General features: G+C 44.7%; 18 protein-coding genes, 2 pseudogenes and 1 riboswitch. Of the genes and pseudogenes, 6 read left to right on the top strand and 14 right to left on the bottom strand.

Going from position 1 to position 20,485, the window contains the following annotated elements:
- Nucleotides 1–348: 348 nt before the first annotated feature.
- Nucleotides 349–666: pseudogene (locus L1D11_RS20050) on the bottom strand (transposase); the annotation flags it as partial.
- A gap of 111 nt (nucleotides 667–777) precedes the next feature.
- On the opposite strand from L1D11_RS20050, the gene L1D11_RS20045 reads away from it, so the two are divergent.
- The 3 genes from L1D11_RS20045 to L1D11_RS20035 all read left to right on the top strand — a co-directional run bounded on the left by L1D11_RS20045 (nucleotide 778) and on the right by L1D11_RS20035 (nucleotide 4,924).
- Complete coding sequence (locus L1D11_RS20045) at nucleotides 778–1,893, top strand: mechanosensitive ion channel family protein (protein ID WP_239834592.1); 1,116 nt, start codon at nucleotides 778–780, stop codon at nucleotides 1,891–1,893.
- Nucleotides 1,894–1,999: 106 nt separating this feature from the next.
- Entirely contained in the window at nucleotides 2,000–3,484 is a 1,485-nt protein-coding gene (locus tag L1D11_RS20040; RefSeq protein WP_239834591.1) for a mannose-1-phosphate guanylyltransferase/mannose-6-phosphate isomerase, read from the top strand.
- A 15-nt stretch (nucleotides 3,485–3,499) separates the two neighbouring features.
- On the top strand, nucleotides 3,500–4,924 hold the full coding sequence (locus tag L1D11_RS20035; protein ID WP_239834590.1) for a phosphomannomutase CpsG: 1,425 nt from the start codon (nucleotides 3,500–3,502) through the stop codon (nucleotides 4,922–4,924).
- A 105-nt stretch (nucleotides 4,925–5,029) separates the two neighbouring features.
- On the opposite strand, the gene aroG is transcribed toward L1D11_RS20035, so the two are convergent.
- The 4 genes from aroG to L1D11_RS20015 all read right to left on the bottom strand — a co-directional run bounded on the left by aroG (nucleotide 5,030) and on the right by L1D11_RS20015 (nucleotide 7,745).
- Nucleotides 5,030–6,082 (bottom strand): 3-deoxy-7-phosphoheptulonate synthase AroG, encoded by a 1,053-nt coding sequence (aroG, locus tag L1D11_RS20030; protein ID WP_239834589.1) that lies wholly within the window; start codon nucleotides 6,080–6,082, stop codon nucleotides 5,030–5,032.
- 311 nt (nucleotides 6,083–6,393) lie between these two features.
- Nucleotides 6,394–6,609, bottom strand: coding sequence for a DUF3820 family protein (locus L1D11_RS20025; protein WP_239834588.1), 216 nt, complete (start codon nucleotides 6,607–6,609; stop codon nucleotides 6,394–6,396).
- Nucleotides 6,610–6,621: 12 nt separating this feature from the next.
- Nucleotides 6,622–7,293, bottom strand: coding sequence for a DUF3313 domain-containing protein (locus L1D11_RS20020; RefSeq protein WP_239834587.1), 672 nt, complete (start codon nucleotides 7,291–7,293; stop codon nucleotides 6,622–6,624).
- 98 nt (nucleotides 7,294–7,391) lie between these two features.
- Nucleotides 7,392–7,745 carry an XRE family transcriptional regulator gene (locus tag L1D11_RS20015; RefSeq protein WP_239834586.1) on the bottom strand — a complete coding sequence of 118 codons (354 nt, stop codon included), beginning with the start codon at nucleotides 7,743–7,745 and terminating at the stop codon, nucleotides 7,392–7,394.
- A 322-nt stretch (nucleotides 7,746–8,067) separates the two neighbouring features.
- Nucleotides 8,068–8,157: riboswitch (cyclic di-GMP riboswitch) on the top strand.
- 68 nt (nucleotides 8,158–8,225) lie between these two features.
- Between L1D11_RS20015 and gbpA the strand changes: the two genes are divergently transcribed.
- Nucleotides 8,226–9,692, top strand: coding sequence for an N-acetylglucosamine-binding protein GbpA (gene gbpA, locus L1D11_RS20010; RefSeq protein ID WP_239834217.1), 1,467 nt, complete (start codon nucleotides 8,226–8,228; stop codon nucleotides 9,690–9,692).
- A gap of 115 nt (nucleotides 9,693–9,807) precedes the next feature.
- Here gbpA and cyoE read toward each other — a convergent pair whose 3' ends face one another.
- The 4 genes from cyoE to L1D11_RS19990 all read right to left on the bottom strand — a co-directional run bounded on the left by cyoE (nucleotide 9,808) and on the right by L1D11_RS19990 (nucleotide 13,406).
- On the bottom strand, nucleotides 9,808–10,746 hold the full coding sequence (gene cyoE, locus L1D11_RS20005; RefSeq protein ID WP_239834216.1) for a heme o synthase: 939 nt from the start codon (nucleotides 10,744–10,746) through the stop codon (nucleotides 9,808–9,810).
- Nucleotides 10,736–11,791 carry a COX15/CtaA family protein gene (locus L1D11_RS20000; RefSeq protein ID WP_239834215.1) on the bottom strand — a complete coding sequence of 352 codons (1,056 nt, stop codon included), beginning with the start codon at nucleotides 11,789–11,791 and terminating at the stop codon, nucleotides 10,736–10,738. The genes cyoE and L1D11_RS20000 overlap by 11 nt, the downstream gene beginning before the upstream one ends.
- Nucleotides 11,792–11,865: 74 nt before the next feature.
- A complete protein-coding gene (locus L1D11_RS19995; protein ID WP_239834214.1) occupies nucleotides 11,866–12,474 on the bottom strand; it encodes a hypothetical protein in 609 nt (202 codons plus the stop codon).
- 59 nt (nucleotides 12,475–12,533) lie between these two features.
- Nucleotides 12,534–13,406 (bottom strand): SURF1 family protein, encoded by an 873-nt coding sequence (locus tag L1D11_RS19990; RefSeq protein WP_239834213.1) that lies wholly within the window; start codon nucleotides 13,404–13,406, stop codon nucleotides 12,534–12,536.
- On the opposite strand from L1D11_RS19990, the gene L1D11_RS19985 reads away from it, so the two are divergent.
- The gene (locus tag L1D11_RS19985; protein ID WP_239834212.1) at nucleotides 13,345–13,575 is read left to right on the top strand and encodes a DUF2909 family protein; all 231 of its coding nucleotides are present in this window, start codon (nucleotides 13,345–13,347) and stop codon (nucleotides 13,573–13,575) included. The genes L1D11_RS19990 and L1D11_RS19985 overlap by 62 nt on opposite strands.
- A 22-nt stretch (nucleotides 13,576–13,597) precedes the next feature.
- On the opposite strand, the gene L1D11_RS19980 is transcribed toward L1D11_RS19985, so the two are convergent.
- Genes L1D11_RS19980 through coxB form a run of 4 tightly spaced genes read right to left on the bottom strand, consistent with a single transcriptional unit; the run spans nucleotide 13,598 to nucleotide 18,007 of the window.
- Nucleotides 13,598–14,482, bottom strand: a complete 885-nt coding sequence (locus L1D11_RS19980) for a cytochrome c oxidase subunit 3 (RefSeq protein ID WP_239834211.1) — start codon at nucleotides 14,480–14,482, stop codon at nucleotides 13,598–13,600.
- A 38-nt stretch (nucleotides 14,483–14,520) separates the two neighbouring features.
- Complete coding sequence (locus L1D11_RS19975; RefSeq protein ID WP_239834210.1) at nucleotides 14,521–15,135, bottom strand: cytochrome c oxidase assembly protein; 615 nt, start codon at nucleotides 15,133–15,135, stop codon at nucleotides 14,521–14,523.
- 11 nt (nucleotides 15,136–15,146) lie between these two features.
- Nucleotides 15,147–16,808 (bottom strand): cytochrome c oxidase subunit I, encoded by a 1,662-nt coding sequence (ctaD, locus tag L1D11_RS19970; protein WP_239834209.1) that lies wholly within the window; start codon nucleotides 16,806–16,808, stop codon nucleotides 15,147–15,149.
- Complete coding sequence (gene coxB / locus L1D11_RS19965) at nucleotides 16,805–18,007, bottom strand: cytochrome c oxidase subunit II (RefSeq protein WP_239834208.1); 1,203 nt, start codon at nucleotides 18,005–18,007, stop codon at nucleotides 16,805–16,807. The genes ctaD and coxB overlap by 4 nt, the downstream gene beginning before the upstream one ends.
- 470 nt (nucleotides 18,008–18,477) lie before the next feature.
- Between coxB and L1D11_RS19960 the strand changes: the two genes are divergently transcribed.
- Entirely contained in the window at nucleotides 18,478–20,184 is a 1,707-nt protein-coding gene (locus L1D11_RS19960; RefSeq protein WP_239834207.1) for a phospho-sugar mutase, read from the top strand.
- Between the two features lie 78 nt (nucleotides 20,185–20,262).
- On the opposite strand, the pseudogene L1D11_RS19955 reads toward L1D11_RS19960, so the two are convergent.
- Nucleotides 20,263–20,485 (bottom strand): annotated as a pseudogene (locus L1D11_RS19955) (IS4 family transposase); the annotation flags it as partial.

The following is a 20,485-nucleotide window of genomic DNA, read 5'->3' as shown; positions in this document are numbered from 1 at the left end:
ATATTCGTGGCAAAACTCTTACTCACCGAGAGCACGCAATATATAAATGTGATCAATACACTTTTATATATATACGATTCGTTCATTCGCATCTAACAGGTTCCGGGATGGATAAAAATAACCTAGAGATTACCGAAGCCTAAGCCCCTTAAAAACCAATGTAACTTAAGGGAAGTTAAGCGAAAATTTAGCTCTCGGAAGAAGGTTGTACAGAAAGAGGAATTTTGGAGTGAAAAATCTTAATTGAAATAGCGTTAAAGCTAAAAGTAGATGGGGTGGTAACGGCTCCATGACAGTTTTATTACTGGGTTAAATGTAGACGCCCCATGAACCCACGGGGCGATCTTGCTAATGTTTGAAGTTCCAAGGTAGGAGCGCATCGATATCTGGCTCAGATTTCGCCAACTCTTTCATGCATTTGACCATGTAGTCGTAGAGGATAAGACCGTTGGCTTTCGCGGTCTCGATGATGCTGTAAAGCATCGTGCTCGCATCAGCACCGTTTGGTGTGTTAGAGAATAACCAGTTCTTCCTCCCAATGACCAGTGGTTTAATTACGCATTCAGCGCGATTATTATCGATAGATAAGTGACCGTCATCGATATCGAGGATAAGTTTCGGCCATTAGCCGAGCGTGTCTTTTATCTCTTTGCCTAGTGGGCTAGAGCCTGATCATCCACGGGCAAACCCGTGGTTTTCTGTATCCACAGAATAAAGGTAGAGAACAACTCGAGTTTCTGCTAATTTCCAATTCATAACTTCTGCGGCAGCACACAAATGAATGAATTCTTAACCCAAGTACAAACCTACATTAACCAGAGCCATAATGATTGGGCCAACAGTGTCCTATTCATCACTATTGCGAGTTTTCTCGCTTGGGTAGCTTGGCGAATTATCCACAATCGCTTAGAAATACTGGTACAGAAAACCCCTTTTCACTGGGATGACCTGCTATTAGCAGCACTGAAAACCCCTGTTAGTACGTTACTTTGGTGTTGGCCTGCTACTGTCTCTATCGGACTGATTCTTCAGGACCAATTTGGAAACGAAATCAACTGGTTAAAAACGCTAAAACACATTTTGATCATATGCACCTTTGTTTGGTTTACCTTACGAATGATCAGCAATACTGAAGCTTACGTCCTAGAGCAGAAAAACAGGGATGAGACTACTGTACAAGCAATTGCAAAAGTAGCTCGTCTGTTCTTTATGGTCATGGGTGGTCTGACAATAATGCAGGCTTTCGGGCTCAGCCTATCTGGCTTGCTGACCTTTGGTGGTGTGGGTGGTTTGATTGTCGGTTTGGCAGCAAAAGATCTACTCTCGAACTTCTTTGGTGGCATGATGATCTACTTCGACCGACCTTTTAAAGTCGGTGATTGGATTCGCTCTCCTGACCGTCAAATCGAAGGTACCGTCGAGCGTATCGGGTGGCGCATGACCATCATTCGTACATTCGATAAGCGCCCGTTGTACGTGCCAAACTCGGTATTCAGTAACATTGTGGTGGAGAACCCATCGCGAATGCTAAACCGCCGAATTAATGAAACCTTTGGGCTTCGTTACGAAGACGCGAGCAAGTTAGCGGTTATCGTGGATGACGTAAAAACCATGCTTGAAACACACCCAGACATCGATGCTAAGCAGACGCTCATCGTGAACTTCGATAAGTTTGGCCCATCAACGCTGAACTTCTTTATCTACACCTTCACTAAAACCGTCAACTGGGTGAGATACCATGAAGTGAAACAAGATGTGTTGCTGCAAGTACTTACAATTATTCACAAGCACAATGCAGATATCGCTTTCCCAACTCAAACACTAAAAATCGATCCACAAGGTTTGAGTGACGTTCAGGATATGACACTTCCTACCGAAGAAGGACCTCGATAGCACAACGGCTCTACTGTTTATCGGCAAGTAAGTGGTTTATCGATAATTAAAAAGAGTGAAGCGTGGTAACATGGCGCCAGAATTTTAATGCACCCTGTACCACGCTATGATTTTACCTGTCATTCTAGCTGGCGGCTCTGGTAGCCGCCTCTGGCCACTGTCTCGCGAGCTTTACCCTAAGCAGTTCCTCAATATTGCTGGCGAACAATCGATGCTCCAGCAAACCCTTTTGCGTCTTCAAGGTCTTGAGGCGAACTTAAGTAACGCAGAATGCGCTGCTCCGTTCATTATCTGTAATGAAGAGCACCGCTTCATTGCTGCAGAGCAAGCTCGATCGGCTAACATCGCGCACAGTGGTATTTTGCTAGAACCTGTCGGAAGAAACACAGCCCCCGCCATTGCACTCGCTGCATTACAGGCTTTAAGTCACACAAGCGGTAACCAACAAAATGAGTCAGATCCAATATTATTAGTGCTGGCCGCTGATCATCACATCGCAAAAACAGCTGAATTTCAGCAAACGGTGGCGAGAGGCGTTGAAGACGCAAAACAAGGCAGACTGGTTACTTTTGGTATTACTCCAAATGCACCAGAAACTGGCTATGGTTATATAAAACAAGGAGAACCACTCTCCCATCATGCTTTTGCCATTGAATGTTTCGTTGAAAAGCCAGACCTAGCCACCGCAGAACAATACATTGATTCGAGGCAATACCTCTGGAACAGCGGCATGTTTATGTTTAAAGCATCACGCTACTTAGAAGAGCTAGCAAAACATCACCCACAGATCCTTGAGGCCTGTAAAAACGCTCTCGAAAAACAAAATACCGACCTCGACTTTATCCGTATTGACGCCGAAGCATTCAAAAGCAGCCCGAGCGACTCCATCGACTATGCCGTGATGGAAAAAACATCGGATGCTGCGGTGATCCCGATGGATGTTGGCTGGAATGATATTGGTTCATGGTCTGCAATCTGGGATGTCAGTGATAAAGATGAACACAACAATGTGATTGAAGGCGATGTGTTAACTGTCGATTCTCAGTACAACTATATCCACGCTGAAAACAAGCTGGTTGCGGCTGTAGGTGTCGAGAACCTCATTATTGTCGAAACAAAAGACGCCATACTCGTCGCGAACAAAGACAAAGTTCAAGGCGTGAAATCGATAGTCAGCCAACTGAATCAAGCAGATCGCACAGAACATGTGCATCATCGAGAAGCGTTTAGGCCTTGGGGTAAATACGATGTAATCGACCTAGGCAAACGCGACAAGGTTAAACGTATCACTGTAAAACCCGGTCACAAGTTATCGCTACAGATGCATCACCATAGAGCAGAACACTGGGTTGTTGTAGCAGGTATTGCGAAGGTGACCAATGATGAGAAAACCTATCTCGTTGAAGAGGATCAATCCACTTATATTCCGCTTGGACATGTACACAGCCTAGAAAATCCAGGGGACGCTCCACTCGAAATGATCGAAGTACAAACCGGTAGCCATTTGAGTGAAGACGACATTATTCGATATCAAGATAGTTACGGGCGGAGCAAACAATCTAGCTCACCTCAAATCAATAAATCGAACTAGAGCGGCCACAATAGAATGAAACAGAATTTAGACCTCAGCTGCTTTAAAAATAACGATATCCGAGGAATCATTGGTAAACAAATCAATGAGCGCCTTGCTTACCTGCTTGGTAGAGCATTTGGCGAATATGTTCTTGCCAGTGTATCTAAAACGTCATTCGATGATTTGGCTCAAATAGTCATTGGCCGAGATAACCGTAAAACCTCACTGCCACTGCAGAAAGCGATGACCAAGGGTTTGATTGAATCAGGGATCAACGTGGTAAATCTCGGTATGACAGGCACAGAAGAAGTCTACTTTGCGACTCGCCACCTACAAGCCATTGGCGGAGTCCAGATTACGGCAAGCCACAATCCAATCAATTACAACGGTATGAAGTTAGTCGGTCTAAACGCTAACCCAATCAGTAAAAACAATGGGTTAGATGTAATTAAACAGCGCATTGAAGCTCTAGAATATGAGAGAATCAGCGAACAACCGATCAGCCATGAACAAGCCGATAATTCCATTAGAACGAGCAGTATTCTCGCTCCTTATGTGGATCACCTACTCTCTTACATAAAGTCGTCAAAGCTACCACCGATGAAGATTGTGGTTAACGCGGGAAACGGCGTTGCTGGGCATGTCATTGATGCTTTAGAGACCAAGTTCAATGAACTGAATGCTCCAATCACCTTCATCAAGGTACATCACATTCCTGATGGGATGTACCCAAATGGCATCCCTAACCCTTTACTCAAAGAAAGCCAAGCTGCTACCCGCAACGCCGTTTTAGAGCATTCCGCAGACCTTGGTATTGCCTGGGATGGTGATTTTGATCGTTGTTTCTTCTTTGATGAAAAAGGTAATTACATTGAGGGTTACTACATCGTCGGTCTGCTAACCAAAGCCTTCTTGCTGAAGGATTCCAATGCAACTGTACTACACGACATGCGCATGACATGGAATACAATAGAGATTGCAGAAAAGCTCGGTGGAAACGCTGTTGGCGTAAAAGCTGGGCATGCTTTGATCAAAGAGAAAATGCGAGAGCTCAACGCTGTGTACGGTGGAGAGATGAGTGCACATCACTACTTCCGTGACTTTGGGTACTGCGACTCAGGGATGATTCCTTGGCTACTCGTCATTGAACTGATCAGTAAGACTCAACAATCTCTTCATCAACTTATCAGCTCTAGCGTAGAAAGATTCCCCTCTTCTGGAGAGATAAATCGCAAGGTAGCAGACTCAGATCAAGTCATAGACCATGTATTATCACGCTACCAAAAACGTGCTGTAAACATCGATCATACCGACGGTATCAGCATAGATATGGGCACCTGGCGCTTTAACTTAAGGAAGTCAAATACCGAGCCACTGATCCGGCTTAACGTAGAAACCAAGCGAGATAAAGCTCTATTGTCACGTAAAGTCGACGAGCTATTATCTTTGCTTGTTTAGAGATACTAACAGCTTCCTATTAACATCAAAAAAGCCCTTACTCACAAAAGCGAATAAGGGCTTCAATTGTCTAAGTCGTTCTAGGGACAAGTTAAAGTCACTAATTTACTTGTTACGGCGAGCTTCAACTGCATCTGCCAGTTGACGAAGTACTGTTTCAGTATCTTCCCAACCAATACAAGCATCAGTAATTGACTGGCCGTATGTTGGAGCTTTGCCGTCAACCAAATCCTGGCGACCTTCAACTAGATGAGATTCAATCATCACACCAAAGATAGCTTTGTCACCACCAGAGATCTGCGCGCTCACGTCATCCGATACATTCAGTTGGCGCTTGAATTGCTTAGAGCTGTTTGCGTGGCTGAAGTCGATCATTACTTTCTGTGGTAGGCCTGAAGCTTCAAGCTCTTGCTTGATCTTACCAACATGCTCTGCGCTGTAGTTTGGCTCTTTACCACCACGTAGGATGATATGACAATCAGGGTTGCCAGCCGTTTCAACGATAGCTGAATGGCCGTACTTAGTTACAGATAAGAAGTGGTGAGAAGCACTTGCAGAGCGGATTGCGTCTGTTGCGATCTTTATGTTGCCATCGGTACCATTCTTAAAGCCAACAGGGCATGAAAGACCAGAAGCTAGCTCACGGTGAACTTGAGATTCTGTAGTACGTGCACCAATTGCACCCCAGCTGATTAAGTCTGCTACGTATTGAGGCGTGATCATGTCTAGGAATTCACTTGCTGTCGGCATACCTATGTCTGTTAGATCAAGCAATAGCTTACGTCCAAGACGCAGACCATCGTTTAGCTTGAACGTGTCATCCATGTACGGGTCATTGATCAGACCTTTCCAACCAACGGTAGTACGTGGTTTTTCAAAGTAAACACGCATTACGACTTCAAGCTTATCGCCCAGTTCGTCACGTAGTACTTTCAAGCGCTTACCGTATTCAAGAGCCGCTTCTGGATCATGAATAGAACATGGACCAACAATAACCAACAGGCGATCATCGTTGTCTTCTAGAATGTTGTGAATTGCTTTACGGCTTTCAAAGGTTGTAGAAGAAGCAACTTCTGTCGCTGGAAACTTTTCTAAAACAGCAACAGGGGGTAATAACTCTTTTACTTTGTTAATTCTTACATCATCAGTCTGGAACATTGCTTACTTCTTCCTATATCTATCCTTGAGCTGAATGTACGTTATCTCACGTAACTTTCCATCAGCACATATCTTCTTGTTCCCTGTAACTTAACTAGTAAAAACTCCAGTTTCAATCACTAATTTAAAAAGAACGCAATTTTTTTTGTGTTTTATATTTAAAACACCCTGTATAACTTTATTTACACACTATCGATTGCGCAATTTCAATCGGATGACGTTGAATGTTTTTCACCCATCACTTGTAAGCAAAACTGTTCTATCAACAGAAACAAAAAAGCCCACTCTGTTAACGTGAGCTTTAAAATTAATTACATTTTTTTCAATGGCTTGACGACACTATCGAGCCCTTCTATTTTTAGCGCTAGGCACAGTTTGAGCAAGTCACCTAGCTCACCGTTTGGGAACCCTTTCTTGTCAAACCACAACAAATATTCTTCAGGCAAGTCAATTAGTGTGCGGCCGGTGTACTTTCCAAATGGCATCTGCATTCGAGCCAACTTAATCAGGTTCTCTTTCTCTAACATTGTTCGGCCTTTCTATGCGTCATCGATGTTCTGTAGAGTATCACCTAAACGTTCAACCCAATAGTTGATTGCATCTTTGGCGTCGTCAAGTGAATCGATCATAGTCGAAAAGTCCTTGTTTCCCGCTTCGCGATCGATCGCTGCGAACAGTGGTGTGCCATCTTGAGCGTCACTCACCAACAGCTCGACACTCGCACTACCAACATTGGTATGCTCTCCTGTCGCAACTTTTGAGATGGTCGACATGGCAAGCCCAAAAGGTAAGACACTACTGGTAACGGCTAAGATAGGATTTGGCATTTCAACGTTACTCAATGCGATACTTAGACGTAACGTTTTACCCGTCGGCTCGCCAACGATCATTTTGTGAGGCGATATTTTCTCCTCTAAACGACTCACTATATGGTCGGTAAGCTCCTGAATTTCATCTTGATCTAACAAACCTTCTTCGGCTAGCACAAAGATTTGGGCAATGACGACAGAATCGTAATAATCCAACTTACTCTTTAGGCGATCGGCGTCACGTAGCCCTAATCTTGCCCAAACGAGATCGCCCCCCCCATCAGGGCCAGTCTGAAAATCTTCATAAGTGGTGAATTTGGTGGCAGTCTTGATTGGGCCGCCTGCACAACCAAACAAAAAGATGCTGGTTGCGACTAGCAAAAATAGTTTTATAAGATTCATAGCGCACTTAGATTGGAAGAAGAACAACAATAAAGTATGGCACACTATATATGGAAAGTTTGTAGAAAAGGGGCTATAACTGAGAGCTAACTCTAAAATTAGTTTTGTTGAACAGTGTGAGCATACTCTACGATAACTTGATTTCCTTCGATATAAACATTTTGGATCTCTCCATCAACACTCATTCTAGTTTTCAAATAGACCACTTTAGGACCAGAGTCATTTCCTTCTTTAAGTGACGGGAATACGTTTCTCGGTTCCAAATGAAGTCGACGACAGAAATGGCTTACAAATGACATAGTCAGCGGCGACTCCCCTCGCAGCACATTTGAGAAATCCAGCTGACTCATACCAAGCTTCTTTGAAAACTCCATCTGCGTGATTCGCATTCGTGATTTTTGTGACATCCACGTTTGGTACAACGCTTCTCTATCTTGTTCAGTGAATTCCATACTGACTCCTTTATATAATTCATACCAATTAATTGTCCGGTTTTTCATACATAACGTGTCAGGGTTCAGTTAGTGGAAACCAAAGGTTTGGTTTTGATATGCACTCAATTGTTACCCAAAGCAAAGTTCAAAAGACAAAACCATTCACAAAAGCAATTAAATCAAATGTTTTCTTAATTTATTTCAATTACTTATATTTAAATAAAGAATACATTTAGCAAGTTAATTTGTGATAAGAATTAAAAGTTCGAGATTAGCATTCCACATTTCAATCTATTGATTCGCATTTATAAAACTGGTTGACTACATTTAGTTTGCTCAAACGCACTTCTGGCAAACTATTTGAAAGAATAGGACGCAAAGCCACCGGTCTGTCGACAAATATTCTGTCTATGATAGCGGGGCCGCCACTTAATAGGATTTAAGTGCACATGCATGCCGGAGTGTTTTTTTGTCGGTCAAAAACAGTAAGGACAAATAATGAAACAACTCCCAAAAAAATCACTCATCGTGCTGTCGCTGCTTAGCGTAAGCGGTGCAAGCTTCGGTCACGGTTACGTTTCTGCATACAATAATGGCGTTGCTGAGAGCCGTGTTGCTCTATGTAAGTTCCCTGCGAGTGATACGCAAGAGAAAAACACCGACTGTGGTGGTATCCAATACGAACCACAAAGCGTGGAAGGTCCTGAAGGTTTCCCTGAAGTCGGCCCTGCTGATGGAAAGATCGCCAGTGCGGAATCTTCTTTAGCGGCAGCGCTAGATGAGCAAAAAGCAGATCGCTGGCTTAAACGCCCTATCAAGTCTGGTTCTCAATACTTTGAGTGGACGTTCACAGCGAACCACAAGACTCGAGACTGGAAATATTACATTACGGAACCAAATTGGAATCCAAACCAACCTTTGGCACGCAGCTCTTTTGACTTAACGCCATTCTGTGTTGTTGAAGGCAATATGGAACAACCACCAATGCAAGTAAACCATTTGTGTAATGTGCCAGAGCGCGAAGGCTACCAAGTGATTCTTGCCGTTTGGGATGTAGGTGACACTTCAGCTGCTTTCTACAACGTTATCGATGTGAAGTTTGATGGCGACGGCCCTATCATTCCGGATTGGGAGCAAGGCGGTCAAATCAATCCAACTCAAGACCTGAACATTGGTGATGCGATTTACACTCGTGTCTTCGATCAATCTGGTGAGAACGCTTCCTACAGCACCGAGCTTGTGATTGAGAGCAACGAGCAAGGCAAAGCAAATAACTGGTCTTACGCACTTGCCTCTAAGATCAATCAAGAGCAGACACAAATCAAAGCGGGTCAATTGAACGACCAAGCCGATTTCGCTCCTGTATACGGTTCGAACCCTATTTATTTAAAAGCAGGTTCAGGCTTTAACAGCGTAGAAATCGGTTACAAAATTGATACTCCAGAACCCGATCATGAGTTAGAAGTAACTGGCTTAGAGTCTGAATACATTATTGATGAAAACCAGCCAACACAGCTTGACCTTACTTTAGCGGCAACAGGCGATATTCAAGCTGAATTAACTGTGTACAACCATAACCGTGAGGCACTTGCTTCTCAAAAGTCAAAATTAGTAGATGGACAAGTGGAAGATGTTCAACTGACTTTATCTAAGTCTGAAGCGGGCCACCACATGCTTGTGGTTGTGACGAAAGATGACCAGGGTAACTTAGTCGATCAGAATACGCTTGATTTCCATCTGATGGATGAGCAAACACCGCCACCAGAAGGCGATTACGATTTCGTGTTCCCCGAAAACATTGAGTCTTACACTGAAGGAACCACAGTGCTAAGCAGCGATGGTAGCGTGTATCAGTGTAAAGAGTTCCCATACTCTGGTTACTGTGTTCAATGGGCACCAACAGCAACTCAGTACGAACCAGGTGTTGGTTCACATTGGCAAGATGCTTGGAACAAAGTGGACTAATTGCTAGCGAGCGATTTAATTACTTTCTGGTAGATGAGTTTGTGTAACCAACCAAACAAAAACGGATGCCTAGAGCATCCGTTTTCTTGTTCGGTAAAAGCAGACACACCAGTTATCAAAGCAAATAATGGTCCGCTAACAAAGCAACAAACAAGAGCATGAGATGATAGATGGAGAACTTAAAGGTCTTCATCGCCATGTAGGGCTCATCACGATATTTAAGAACCCAAGCGTGATAGACAAACCCACCGTTCAGCATCAAAGAAGCACTCAGATATATCCAACCGCTCATTCCAACTAATACTGGCAGCACACATACGATGCATAGCAGCAGTGTATACAGCAGAATTGACGTCTTGGTGTAGGCTATCCCGTGAGTCACAGGCAGCATCGGAATATCTACCTTTGCGTATTCGTCACGTCGATGAATCGCAAGCGCCCAAAAGTGAGGAGGCGTCCAGATAAAGATGATCATCACCAGTAGCCATGCGTTGGAGTGCAACTCGTTAGTCACTGCCGTCCAACCCAATAAAGGTGGCATTGCCCCTGCGATCCCTGCAATGACAATGTTCTGTGGCGTCGCTCGTTTTAAATACATGGTATAGATAACCGCATAACCTAATAGACTCGCAAAGGTTAGCCAAGCCGTAAGCGGGTTAACTAACAAGGCTAAAGTCGCAAAGCCAAGTAAACCGATACCTGCTGCAAAGGCGAATACTCGTACACTGCTGAGCTCACCCGATGGTAAAGGACGACGATTAGTACGAGACATTTGCCCATCGATCTTCTTGTCGATCAAGTGATTAAATGCAGCGGCTGAACCCGCCATCAACCCTATCCCTATCATGCCAAATAATGCTTGCTGTAATGGCAATCCATTAGGCACAGCTAAACACATGCCGACTAATGCTGTTAACAACATCAAAGCAACCACTTTAGGCTTGGTCAGTGTTAAATAGACCTTCCAAGCTGCTTTGTTTTGAGCAGCAACTTCATGAATTGAAGCGGTATCTTGAACCACAATTTGATGCTGTGTTGAAGTTCTACTGACCATGATTACCTCCTTGTAATACACTGTTCTTTAACAAACTCTCACTTGGTTTTCGTTGCCACACTACAAAGTTTGTCACAACCAGACTGACAAGCAGCATCGCCGCAACTAAGTTATGAAGCACTGCTACTGAAATCGGTAGATGAAACCACACGTTACTGATCCCTAAACTGACTTGCACTGCTAATACCAATGCCACAATGACACCCAGCTTTTGGTGAGCTGTTTGACCAAATTTCCACAACTGATACACGACCATTAGCACCGTTAGCGTTGCCACAATAGCACCAAGCCTATGCATGACGTGTATGGTGAGCCTTGCGGGATACTCGAGTACACCAAACTCATAGTTATCATGACCATGCTGCGCAAAGTCGAACGCGTTCTTAAAGTCTAGGTAGCTTATCCAATTCCCTTCACAGATAGGCAGTTGAGTACATACCAACGCTGCATAATTTGAAGACGTCCAACCGCCAAGTAAAATCTGTCCAATTACAACGACCAAGCCAAAAAGTGCAGCAAACTTGATAGTCGCCGAGTATGTCGCTTCACCGAAGCGAACCTGGAAATTAGAGAGGCGACAATAGAGTAAGCAGAGCAGAGACAGCAGAGTGAAGCCTCCCATCAAGTGCGCCATCACCACAACTGGCATCAGCTTGAGGGTTACAGTCCACATCCCTAACAAAGCTTGAAAGATCACTGTTGCCGAAATAAGTAACGGTAGCCCAGCAGAGGTGATGTTCTTCTTAATACACCAAGCGACCACAACAAAGATAAGAAGCCCTAGCGAAACAGCAAAGTAGCGATGTATCATCTCTATCCAAGCTTTATCAGCCTCAAGCGCACGTTCGGGGAATTGGAGGTTGGCTTGGTTCACCGCTTGTGCATCAGACGGTACTGTGAGCTTTCCGTAACATCCTGGCCAATCAGGACAACCAAGTCCAGCATCCGATAATCGGGTATAGGCACCGAGCACAATCACTGTCAGCGTCAGTAAGATAGCCACTCGCATCACGAGCATGAGTAAATCAGAGGCTTTGTTCTGCATCGTTTATCTCCCTATACTTATTCCCTTTCGCTACTAGAGTTCAGCCACCGCGGTCAAACCGAATCACTTATCAGCTACCCAACACGCGACAGTTTAAGAAGCTTTCTGAGGTCATGAATCATGCCTTTAGACTGCCCGACTAACTGCGACGGTTCTGAGACACTTTTATATTCCATAACGAGTTGCCCAAGGGGATCAATGATAACAATCGAAGCTGGTGCGAACTTGGTGCTCAACTGCTCCCCACCAGACAGAAATGACAAATCAGGTTTGTTAAATGCTCCTCGTAATGCATCCCCTTCAGAGACAAACACCACAGCTGTCACTCGTTCTTTATTCTTACCCAGCGCTAAATAGCTTTGATTCAAGTAGTGGAGTTGTTGTTCACATAAGCTATCGCAGTCCGTTGGCGCAATGTAACCCACCAACCATCCTTCTCCTTCCACCGGAGCCGTCAGCCCAAAATCTTGTAGAGTCACTCTTGGCTCAACTAACTCCCCCGTATTTGTCACACCAGATGTGTACCAATTTTGCTCTAATACAGTTTTAGCGATAATTGCAGGTAAGGCGAAGACCAAAATCAATCCGATGAGTACAAGTCGACCACGTGAGCGGCGCTGTTTAAACGCAGCAAGATTAGCATCGGTACTTTCCTTTTTAGTTTGTGTTTGAGGCTTATCCATTTTGATTCCCTGTATTAGTCGCTGCCGGCCACTAACCGTGTTTGTGTCGTTTCAAGCATTTACTTCTTATTCATATGACTATACTTCTTCAAATATCTGAATCCAATCAACAACATCAGTGAAAGCAATACCGCAGCCATCACGAACCATTGAAAAGAGTAACCAAAGTGCTTCTCAGACTTCATCGCCGTCGGGCGCCACAACATTTCATAAGGCCATGAATCTAAGCTCTGAGGTTGGAAGATGAACGGCAACACCTCTTGCCCCATGTATTGTGATAGCGCTTCTATGTTGATGTTTTGAATCCTTTTAGGCGTCGTGTTTTCTAAACCAAGTTGCTGACTTAACGGATTCACCGAACGAGTGTACAAACGCCCAGACACCTCGATTGGTAGCGTTATCTTTTCTATTTCTGGTAGCTCTCTTCTGTCATTACTTGCTGCAACGAACCCAAGATCGATCAAAAGCTGTTTTCTTACATCTTGAGTTTGAACCTCGCCCAGCATGTAAATCACGTATCCAACGATTCCTTGATTGACTTGATTATCCAGCAAGAGAATTAAGCCACTCGGCTCCACTAATTCGACATCAGCTTTCAAGCCATTTAAGGTCGAAGGGGGCACCGGCTGCTGAGTTCCAACATGTGCCTCTCCCCATTCATTGAGCACTGTATCTAGTGGTTTAGAAGGTTGCACTGCTCTCTGCGATAGCTGCTGCTCATACCGTAGTTTCTCGTTACCTCTGTCTAACTGCCATAAACCCAACTTGATTAACGTGCCGACTGACACCAAAGTTAAAGCAACCGCAAACCAAAAACCTTTACTGCGGAACGTTCGTTCACCATGATTCAAACGGTTTGGAGTTATCACTATGGCGTCACCTACCTTTATCCTGTTATTCAAAGTTGTGTTAGTTGTCCTGCTGTTTTTCATCGCATTCAACTTAATGAAAGGGCTTATCCAAATCGCTTCGAGTAAACACAATGGCAAAAAGCTGAGTCATTTCTTGGGGCGTCGAGTCATGTGGTCAGCCATTGTTGTGCTACTGTTATTGCTTGCTTTAGGGTCAGGGGTGATAGCTCCCAACCCTCGTCCTTATTAAGCCCTTTAGCTCTGTTGCTTCGCTATAGCACGTATACAAACACGAATAATCCTAACCAAACCACGTCAACAAAGTGCCAATACCAACTGCCTGCTTGGAATGCAAAATGGTCTTTGGGTGTAAAGTGATCTTTGGCAACCCTAGCTAACAGGACGATTAAAAAGATCGTCCCTAAGCAGACATGTAAACCATGGAACCCCGTCAGTAAGAAGAAGGTGTTGCCATAGATTCCCGATTGAAGGGTCAACCCCATATCTTCGTAAGCATGGATATACTCTTCGACTTGGAAGAATAGGAAGAATCCAGCCAGAACGATGGTGATCTCTAACCAGACGATTAACGCCATGCGCTTGTTTTGTTCGAGGCTTAGATGGGCCATATGCAGCGTGATGGACGAAAGTAATAAGATGATGGTGTTCTTAAGAGGGATACCTTGCCACGGCATAGCTTGTGTTGTTACACCATCCGGTGTCGTAGTCAGCGGCCAAATTGATTGGAACATTGGCCACAATACTTCATGAGTCATTTCATTGTTGCCCGCCCCGCCAATCCATGGGACAGAAATCATACGAGCGTAGAACAGCGCGCCAAAGAAAGCACCGAAAAACATGATTTCAGAAAAGATGAACCAACTCATACCCTGCCTGAAAGAGCGGGATATTTGCTCAGAATAGAGGCCGCTCAAGGATTCGGTTATCACATTGCTAAACCAACCCGCAAGCATGTACAGCAACACCGCAAACCCAACAAACAACACAGCCTTACCAAGCACACCACCAGCGGCATCGGAGCCCATGTTTTGCACAGTTAACCCAGCTCCCACGGCAACAAGAAACAGCGCAATGGCACCGACTAGTGGCCAATGGCTTTGATGTGGAACGAAATAAACTTCCTTTTTAGAACTCATCGCTCAACTCCTTATGTTGATTCTGGTTCTGCAATTCCCTAATTACTCGCGATTACATTAGGCTCGGGACTACTTGATTCCCCGACCACCTCACTCGTAATGTTAAACAGCGTATAAGAGAGCGTCAGTGTGTGAATCGATTCTGGGATATCTGGCTCTATGTAAAATACCAAACCCATTTCAGCACTTTTATGTCCATCTAATGGCTGCTGGTTAAAGCAGAAACATTCCATCTTATTGAAGTAAGTCGCCCCTATCCCTGGAGATACGGAAGGGACAGCTTGTCCCACTAGAGAGTTTTCTGATAAATTTTTGGCAATATAATTCGTTTGAATCACCTCACCGGGATAAACCTCTAATACACGCTCTACAGGCGAAAACGTCCAAGGCATATCAGGTTTGATATGAGACATGAATTCTACCCGAACAGTGCGAGAGTAATCTGGCTGCATTCCACGTGGCTGAACCACAGACACTGTATTGGTTTTGCCATTAATACCCAAAGCCTCGCACATCACATCGTAAAGCGGCACCAAAGCGAAACCGAAACCAAACATCGCCACCACACTCAATACCAAATAACCCGTCAACTTTTTGGATGACCGCTTTGGTTGGTTTTCGTCTTGATTTGGATCGCTTTGCTTATCGCTCATAGTTCATATCTCTAATAGATCTTAGGCGGATGAGTAAATGTATGATGAGGAGCGGGGCTTGATACAGTCCACTCTAATCCTTCAGCACGTTTCCATGGCTTACTCGATGCTGGCTCACCACCTTTTATGCACTTGATGACCAACCACAAGAAGATGAGTTGAGATAAGCCAAAGGCAAAGCCCCCTATCGACACCACTTGGTTAACGTCAGCGAACTGGATAGCGTAGTCTGGAATACGACGTGGCATCCCCGCTAAACCTAGGAAGTGCATAGGGAAGAAAAGAACATTCACTGAGATTACTGACGTCCAAAAATGCCATAGACTGAGCTTGTGGTCGTACATATGTCCTGTCCACTTAGGCAACCAATAATAGGCGGCGGCCATTATCGAGAACACGGCACCAGTCACCAGAACATAGTGGAAGTGAGCCACTACAAAATAGGTGTCGTGGTATTGGAAATCTGCAGGAACAATAGCCAGCATCAATCCAGATAAACCGCCTATCGTAAACAGAACAATAAAGGCAATGGTGAACAGCATTGGGGTTTCGAAGGTCAATGCGCCCCGCCACATGGTCGCGACCCAATTAAAGACTTTTACCCCTGTGGGGACTGCGATCAGCATAGTGCAATACATAAAGAAAAGCTCCGCAAAGACTGGCATCCCCGTGGTGAACATGTGGTGTGCCCAAACTAGGAAAGACAAAATCGCGATACTGCAGGTCGCGTACACCATAGAGTGGTAACCAAACAAGCGCTTGCCACTAAACGCCGGGATGATAGCCGAAACGATACCGAAAGACGGTAGGATCATGATGTACACTTCGGGGTGCCCAAAGAACCAGAATATGTGTTGGAACATGACGGGGTCACCACCTCCTGCAGCATCAAAAAAGCTTGTCCCGAAATATTTATCGGTCAGCACCATAGTCACAGCCCCGGCGAGAACAGGCATCACGGCTATCAACAAGAAAGCGGTGATTAACCATGTCCATACGAACATAGGCAGTTTGAACCAAGTCATACCCGGAGCTCTCATGTTCACGATAGTCACGATGACATTGATTGCCCCCATGATCGAACTGATCCCCATAATATGGACAGAGAATACGAACAGAGCCGTACTGTCTGGGCCATAAGTTGTCGAGAGCGGCGCGTAGAAGGTCCAACCAAAACTCGGGCCACCTCCCTCAGTAAACAAAGATCCAATCAAGATTAGGAAGGCGAAAGGTAGAATCCAGAAACTGAGATTGTTCATTCGAGGTAACGCCATATCTGGCGCACCGATCATCATAGGGATCATCCAGTTGGCGAGCCCTGTAAATGCAGGCATTACCGCGCCAAATACCATTATCAAACCATGGACTGTAGTCATCTGGTTAAAGAAATCAGGCTCAACAAGCTGCAGACCCGGTTGGAATAGCTCCGCACGGATCACCATCGCCATCGCACCGCCAGTTAGGAACATGGCGAAACTGAACCACAGATAGAGCGTACCTATGTCTTTATGATTGGTTGAATACAACCAACGCGCCCACCCTTTTGGAGCAGCATGGGAATCGTGATCATCCATAGGTAAATCATGGCTGTCTAAGGTACCGTCTAAAGTATGACTTAGAGCCTGACCTTCTGCAGGCGCCGATTTCACCGGCTTTTCGATTGGTGAACTCATAGCTGCTCCTTAGCATCACTTTGTGCTTCATCCGCAGAGCCTTCCGCTCCACCCGATTGTTTGACCTTATAGGCATTAACATCTGAAGCTTGAACCACATCGCCAGTATCGTTCCCCCAAGCATTTCGTTGGTAGGTTACGACTGCTGCAATCTCTTTTTCTGTTAACTGATTATCGAAGGCTTGCATTGCCGTGCCTCCTCGACCATAAACAATAGTGTCGATATGAACATCCACATCTCCAAGAGCAACTGGGCTGCCTTTGATCGCAGGAAACGCTCCAGGGATCCCTTCACCGTTAGCTTGGTGACAAACCGCGCATCGAGTTTTGTATACCTCCTCGCCTATGGTGTTCAACTCCTCCAACGAAAGTGACGCGTCTAATGCATCTTGAGCCGCTTGTTGTGCGGCAATCGTTAGCTCTTTTTGTTCTGCTAACCATGCATCAAACTCATCTTCTGCCATGGCATGCACTACTATCGGCATGAAGCCGTGAGCACGACCACAGAGCTCTGCACACTGTCCTCGGTAAACGCCTGGTTCATCAATTTTGGTCCACGCTTCGTTAATAAATCCCGGAATGGTGTCTTTCTTAACAGCAAAAGCCGGCACCCACCAAGAGTGAATCACATCGTCAGAGGTCATTAAGAACCGTACTTTCCGGTCTATGGGCAGCACAAGTGGTTTATCAACCTCCAACAAATAGTGCGCCCCTTTTAACTCAATACCTTCAATTTCTTTGTCGCTGGTCGCCAGCAAACTGAAAAACTCAACATCTTCGCCAAAATAGCTATAATGCCATTTCCATTGTGAACCGGTGATTTTTACGGTGAGTTCTGATTGAGAAGTATCTTCCATCGCTATCAAGGTTTTTGTTGCGGGTATCGCCATAGCAATGAGAATAATTATTGGGATGATAGTCCAAAGAATTTCGACTTTCGTGCTTTCGTGGAAATGAGCGGCCACCGCGCCCTTGGACTTTCTGTGCCTCAGAATCGAATAAAACATCACACCGAATACAACTAAAGCGATTGCACAACAAATGTAGAAGATTAGCATATGGAGTTCATAAACTTGCCCACTGATCTCTGTCACACCTTTTGTCATATTGTATTCGCTGCTCGCATTCGCCCAAGGCGAAACGAACAACGCAAAAAAACTGTTCAAAAGCCACGCTAGCCTACCCAGTAATCTTTTCAAAAGATCTCTCCTTGTCCTTCCTATTTGGATACATGCGACCTAAATATCATTGCGATCTATATGTCGTTAAGAGCTGGACAACATTCATTGTTATTCGGGCTACACCTGAAAAGCCTGAATCTCAATCTAAAACGACATGGAAATAGCCTGTAAACGTACTGCTGACCTCATATCAACTTAAGAACTAATACGGCTCAAAAGCTTTAGAGGTTTCCATTAAAGACTCAAAAACGGTGAATTTGTTGAGCTTTGTTATATTTATGTAAAAGGCTAGTTAGTGATATCCAATTATTCAAGGTAAGTTTACTTACTAAACAGTCAATTATTTGAAGTGGCTTAATCTACGTGCCCTCTAGCCGTTAGAATTTATTTTATATCGAGTTTTACGACCGCCTTAATAGAAACGCCAATCAATATCATTTAATTTAACTCAACAGTAAGTCATACAGACATTAAAAGGTTTAGTGATTATGCAAGATGCAATGAATTGGTTAGCGAGAGATCCAGACCCAAGAACTCGTGAAGAGCTACAACACCTCATAGATGAGAGAATGCATGACGAATTAGAAGATCGCTTTACGCAGCGATTAGAGTTTGGAACCGCAGGCCTTCGAGGAAAAGTAGGATGTGGTACGAATAGAATGAACCGATTAGTCATTCAAGAAACCGCAACTGGGCTTGGTCACTATTTAATTGAACATGTAGCCAACGCGACCATGAGAGGCGTCGTCGTGGGCTATGATGGCCGATTAGATTCGAAGCAATTCGCCATTGATACCGCTTCTGTGCTAACGGCTTTGGGTATAAAGGTTTACCTAACATCGAATGTGGCTGCGACTCCTATCGTTGCGTTTGGCATTGAGCATTTCAACGCAGCAGCAGCCGTTGTGGTGACTGCTAGCCACAACCCGCCTGAATATAATGGCTTCAAGGTGTACTGGGAAAATGGGGCTCAAATTATACCGCCTCATGATGCAGGTATTGCCACCGAAATTGATAATGCAGCAACTAAACCGATCCCTTTGATGAGCCTCAGTGATGCAGAAACGCAAGGCAAGTTAGTTTGGCTCACCGAGGGGTACTATCAAACCTACCGTGCCGCAATCAACCAGAGCCCGTTCGTTAATAACGATATCGAATCTACTAATACCACCATCGCTTATACAGCAATGCATGGTGTTGGCGCGCAAATGGCAGAAGATCTTCTGCACGACTCAGGTTTCCACAAGGTATTCAGCGTTGCAGAGCAAAGAGAACCTGATGGTCACTTCCCAACGGTGAACTTCCCGAACCCTGAAGAAAAAGGGGCAATGGATCTTGTGGTTAATCTAGCAAAAAGCGTCGATGCAGATATTGCTTGTGCTAATGACCCTGATGCGGACCGATTTGCGGTTGCAGTAAGAACAAATAATGACTCATACAAAATGTTAACGGGTGACCAAGTAGGCGTACTATTCGCTCATTACTTACTGTCAAAGCCGCACGCTAAGAACCAATTGGTCGGTAACAGTATCGTATCGTCTACCCTGCTTGAGAAAGTCGCTAACTCTCACGGTGCTACCTACTTCCAAACTCTGACGGGGTTTAAATGGTTAGCTAACATTGGCATGCAGTTGGAAGATGAACAGAACGAATTCCTATTCGCCTATGAAGAGGCGCTAGGCTATACAATTGGTACTCAAGTCCGTGATAAAGATGGTTTGTCAGCCATTGTTGTTTTTGCACAATTGGTCGAAGAGCTAAAATCTCAAGGTCGAACGGTGTGGGATCTTCTGGCTCAGATTTCCTTTGAACATGGTGTTCATACCAATGCACAACGCAGCATCGCACTGGACCCAGATTCACCTTCAATTGGCTCTAAACTTCGCGCAGCACAACCAAAAACAATCAATGGCATTGCGATATCTGTGATTGAAGATCTTCAGTCTTCACTGCGCTTTATTACAGGTGGTGCAACAGAGGCGATAAACCTCCCTGCGAGTGACGTACTCATCTATCATCTCGAAGATGCTTCTCGCATTATCGTCCGCCCTTCGGGAACAGAGCCAAAGGTTAAGGTTTATTACGAAACCGTGACAAAGTTTGAGGGGACAGAAACCTATGAAGATACTCGTCAACGAGGTGAAGAATACATGGAGAAACTCATCGACCAACACCAGAAAGAACTGAACTCTTAGCAGATTAGCGAATTCAAACTGCATCAGTTAAACAAAAAATGGACGCTCTAAGCGTAATGCTTGTAAGTTAAGCATCGTTTAGCGTCTTCTTGGAGGCCTTGTCGCATAGCGACAAGGCCTCTTTTTTACTGCTCTTGGATAACTTCGTTCTCGTCTCTCTGGTAAAACAAAGCTTTCCGACATATCCATTATGTAATTTAATACTTCTGGGATTCGTCCCGGTGCAACTGCTGGTAACAATTGAAGCTGTCCAACCAGGAACAATGAAGCTTGTTTAAAGCCGATTTGATAAGGCATCACT

Source organism: Vibrio sp. Isolate32 (genome assembly GCF_022397955.1).
Classification (GTDB): Bacteria; Pseudomonadota; Gammaproteobacteria; order Enterobacterales; family Vibrionaceae; genus Vibrio.
The sequence above is the reverse complement of the archived record's forward strand: the minus strand, read 5'-3'. Positions and strand labels throughout refer to the sequence as shown.